Source organism: Anaerolineae bacterium (assembly GCA_014360855.1).
In the GTDB taxonomy this organism is placed as follows: domain Bacteria; phylum Chloroflexota; class Anaerolineae; order JACIWP01; family JACIWP01; genus JACIWP01.
Map to the genome: position 1 here is coordinate 1 of JACIWP010000269.1, position 4,015 is coordinate 4,015.

Genomic DNA, 4,015 nt, shown 5'->3' on the forward strand with positions numbered 1-4,015 from the left:
TATCGTGAACATCCATCCCCGTTTCGTGCTGGGGGTGGTGGGGCCGCTCCTGCGCTGGGACCGCATCCAGTACGTGAAGGGCTTTTACCGCCGGCCCCTGCGCGAAGGGGAGCATATCCGCGCCGGCGGTGGGGGTCGGGTAACCGAACTAGTGGCCCGCCCTCTGCTGAACCTGTTCTTCCCCGAATTGTCGGGCCTGATCCAGCCGCTGAGCGGGGAATACGCCGGCCGGCGCAGGGTGCTGGAACGCGTCCCCTTCTTCATGGGCTACGGCGTCGAATCCGGTCTGCTTATTGACCTCCTGGAGCTTTGCGGATTGAACGCTATCGCCCAGACCGACCTGGAGATGCGTGTGCACCACAACCAGCCGTTATCCAACCTGAGCAAGATGGCCTTTGCCATCATTCAGGTATTTATGGCGCGCCTGGGAGAGCGGCTGGACGCCCCGCTGGGGGAGGCGATGCACCGCACCATGAAGATCATCTGCCAGGAACCGGGCCGCATGTACCTGACGGAAGAGGAGATCACGGAAAAGGAGCGTCCGCCCATGCTCACCGTGTCGGCGTACCGCCGGCGCTTCGGGCGGAGCGAGGAAGCCGCGCTACAGCACCCCGAACCAGATCAGCACGCCCAGGATGATGAAGGCGGCGGCAGATAAGAGGCGCAGGATACGCTCCGGCACCAGCCGGCTGATGCCCTGGCCGAACAGGACCCCCATGGCAGTCACCGTGCTCAGCGCCAGGGAGGCGCCCAGGAATACCATCCAGGGCGATGAGGATTTGCTGGCCAGGCTGATGCTGGCGAGCTGTGTTTTGTCGCCCAGCTCCGCCAGGAAGATGAGCACAAAAGTGGAGCTGAAGGCGACCCAGTCGCGCCGGCGCAGGGCGGCAGACTGGTCAGCATTATCCGCGTCGCAGACGAGCGATTCGTCCGTTTCCTCGGGCTGGCCGGCCTGGCGCAGATGTTGATATGCCAGATACAGGCCCATCGCAATAAACAGGACCGCGGCCACACGGCGAATGATAGCGGCCGGCAGTAACACGCCCATGGCCTGGCCGAATGCCACCCCAATACCGGTCAGGATGGTCAGCGCTAAAGAACCACCCAAAAAGACCGGCAGGACCGTGCGGTGTTTGCACACCTGCGTCAGCACGGCCAACTGGGTCTTGTCCCCCAACTCGGCAAGCAGTAACAGGCCAAAAGCAGAGATGAAATCTGCCCAATTCATCTGCGGCATACCTCTCCTCACACATCAAAAAAGCGAGACCTCTTGCCCGCCCATACACGAGAGCGTATGAACGGGTCAAAGGTCTCGCTGATTGAGCATAGTGCTCAACCGGTGGGCCAGGGCGGGACATCCACCCAGCATGTTGACCACACCGTGGCCAGCTACTCCCCTCTGACCGACAAGGCTATTGTAATTCGGGATCGCGAACACGTCAAATTCGGAATGCGGGAAAGGAGCCAGAGATATGCAAGGGTCATCTCGCATGTGAGGCGACTCCCTTCTCCCCTCACGCTTTGACTTTCTCCGCCGGCAGTTTATAATGAGGGCCGGCGCTCCGGCATGGCGCACAAAGAGGAGAATCTATCATGGCCATCCCACTGGTCGACCTGAAAGCCCAATACCGCTCCATCCAACCCGATATTGACGCCGCTATCCGGCGCGTCGTCGAGAACACCAGCTTCATACTGGGCAAAGAGGTGCAGGCCTTTGAGCAGGCCTTCGCCCAATACTGCGGCGCTGACCACTGCATCGGGGTCAGCTCTGGTACCGCCGCCCTGCACCTGGCCCTGCGCGCCGCCGGCATCAGCCCCGGCGATGAGGTCATCACCTCCCCCTTCACCTTCGTGGCCACCGCCGAGGCCATCTGGATGGCCGGCGCCCGCCCGGTCTTCGTGGACATCCATCCGCGCTATTACTGCATCCACCCGGACCTCATCGAACGAGCCATCACTCCTCGCACGAAGGCCATTATGCCGGTGCACCTGTACGGCCAGCCGGCGGATATGGACCCCATTATGGACATCGCCCGCCGGCACCAACTCCTCGTCATCGAGGACGCCGCGCAGGCACACGGCGCCGAGTACCACGGCCGGCGCACCGGCACCCTGGGCGACATCGCCGGCTTCAGCTTCTACCCCGGCAAAAACCTGGGCGCCTACGGGGACGCCGGCGCCGTAGTGACCAACAACGCGGAGCTGGCGGAGCGCGTGCGCATGCTGCGCGACCACGGCCGGCGCTCCAAGTACGAGCACGAGATACTGGGCTATGGGGAACGGCTGGACGCCCTGCAAGCCGCCATCCTGGCCGCCAAGCTCCCGCATCTGGAAACGTGGACCGAACGCCGGCGCGCCCTGGCCCGCAGGTATCATCAGCTCCTGGTCGGAGCGCCTGTTGAGCTTCCCGAAGAAATGTCGGGCACGCGCATGGTGTACCATATATATGCCATCCGGACATCTCATCGCGACGCCCTGCTACAGCATCTGAACGCGCAGGGCATCGGCGCCGGCATCCACTATCCCATTCCTCTGCATCTCCAGCCCTCCCTCCGCTACCTGGGATATCAGCCCGGGGACTTTCCGGAAGCGGAAAGGGCCAGCCAGGAAGTGCTCTCCCTGCCGCTCTATCCCGAGATGACCGACGAACAGCAGGACATGATCGTCGAGGCCATCCGGCAGTTCTTCCCCTGAGGGTGGAACGGTGAGCGCGGCATTGCCTCCTGTCGAAATTGACCAGAACGCCCTTGCCGGCCTGGGCAAAATCTCGGTGCTGGTGCCGGCACGTGACGAAGAGGGCAATATCGGGCAGGTCATCGAGCGCACCCTGCGCGTTTTCTCCCGCTACGGCCTGGACGGGGAGATCGTGGTGGTGGACGACGGTTCCACCGACGGCACGCGCCAGGAGGTGCTTTCCTGGTCCGAACGATCCCCTAATGTCCATCTGATCACCCACCGCCGCAATCTGGGCCTGACCGCCGCCCTGCGCACTGGCTTCCGCCACGTCCAGGGCGATGTGGTGATCTTCCTGCCCGGCGACATGGAATCTGACCCGGAAGAGGACATCCCGCGCCTGCTGGCCAAACTCAGCGAGGGATACGATGTCGTCGCCGGCTGGCGCCAGGGCCGGCGCGACCGCAAGGTCTTCGCCTCCCGCATCTATAACCTCGTCTCGCGCTGGCTTTTCGGCGTCCAGGCCCATGATATGAACTGGATCAAGGCCTTTCGGCGCGAGGTAATTGACGCGCTCCCTCCCCTGCGCTCGGACTGGCACCGCTTTATCCTGATGATGGCCGCATCCGACGGCTTTCGCGTGGGCGAGGTACCGACCAGCTACCGCCCGCGACAGCGCGGCCGCTCCAAATTTGGGTTGGGACGCATCCCGGTCTCTTTCCTGGATGTCCTGGTGGTCAAGTTCCTGCTGGTCTTCAGCCAGAAGCCCATGCGCTTCTTCGGCGCGCTGGGAGGCGGGCTTATCGCCGCCGGCTTCCTGACCTACCTGTATCTGCTCATCCTGTACATCGTCCAATCCAAACAACAGCGGCCCATCTTCTGGTTCGCCGGCGTGCTGGTGCTGGCCGGCCTCATCCTCTTCCTCATCGGCTTCATCGCCGAGCTGATCGTCAATCAGCAGGAGCAACTGGTGGAGCTGGAGCGCACCCTGCGTCAGCATCTCCAACAGCGACCATCCTATCCCGCCCGACATCCCGACCGGTTCCCCCATTCGGGTGAGGAATCATGAAGGTCCTATTCGTGATGTCCAGCTTTCCCAGGTGGGATGGCGATGTGCACTCCCCCTGGGCGGTCGAACTGATCCATTACCTGCAGGCGCGCGGCGCGGAGATCACGGTCCTGGCGCCGGCCTACCAGGGGTTGAGGGACCATGTCATCGCTGGTATCCCGGTCAAGCGCTTCCGCTACGCGCCGGCGGCCTGGGAGTCCCTTACCCACGAAAGCGGCGCGCCCAATAAGATCCGCCGCAACCCGCTCTACCTGGCCCTGGTCCCCACCTATT

General features: G+C 63.3%; 5 protein-coding genes. 4 read left to right on the plus strand and 1 reads right to left on the minus strand.

Features of this window, described 5'->3' with window-relative positions; translation table 11 throughout:
- The coding region (locus H5T60_12415) for a glucosyl-3-phosphoglycerate synthase (protein ID MBC7243235.1) at positions 1–658 on the plus strand (658 nt) is incomplete at its 5' end.
- Here the strand turns inward: H5T60_12415 and H5T60_12420 are convergent.
- Positions 602–1,237, minus strand: coding sequence for a TMEM165/GDT1 family protein (locus H5T60_12420; GenBank protein MBC7243236.1), 636 nt, complete (start codon positions 1,235–1,237; stop codon positions 602–604). The genes H5T60_12415 and H5T60_12420 overlap by 57 nt on opposite strands.
- 356 nt (positions 1,238–1,593) lie before the next feature.
- Between H5T60_12420 and H5T60_12425 the strand changes: the two genes are divergently transcribed.
- The 3 genes from H5T60_12425 to H5T60_12435 all read left to right on the plus strand — a co-directional run.
- Positions 1,594–2,694, plus strand: a complete 1,101-nt coding sequence (locus H5T60_12425) for a DegT/DnrJ/EryC1/StrS family aminotransferase (GenBank protein MBC7243237.1) — start codon at positions 1,594–1,596, stop codon at positions 2,692–2,694.
- A 10-nt stretch (positions 2,695–2,704) separates the two neighbouring features.
- On the plus strand, positions 2,705–3,742 hold the full coding sequence (locus H5T60_12430; protein MBC7243238.1) for a glycosyltransferase family 2 protein: 1,038 nt from the start codon (positions 2,705–2,707) through the stop codon (positions 3,740–3,742).
- On the plus strand, positions 3,739–4,015 hold a 277-nt coding region (locus tag H5T60_12435), incomplete at its 3' end, for a glycosyltransferase family 4 protein (GenBank protein ID MBC7243239.1). The genes H5T60_12430 and H5T60_12435, both read left to right, overlap by 4 nt.

Bases quoted from the DNA above. Each gene is read 5' to 3' on its own strand.
- H5T60_12425 (MBC7243237.1), top strand. From the start codon at position 1,594: ATGGCCATCCCACTGGTCGACCTGAAAGCCCAATACCGCTCCATCCAA.
- H5T60_12420 (MBC7243236.1), bottom strand. From the start codon at position 1,237: ATGCCGCAGATGAATTGGGCAGATTTCATCTCTGCTTTTGGCCTGTTA.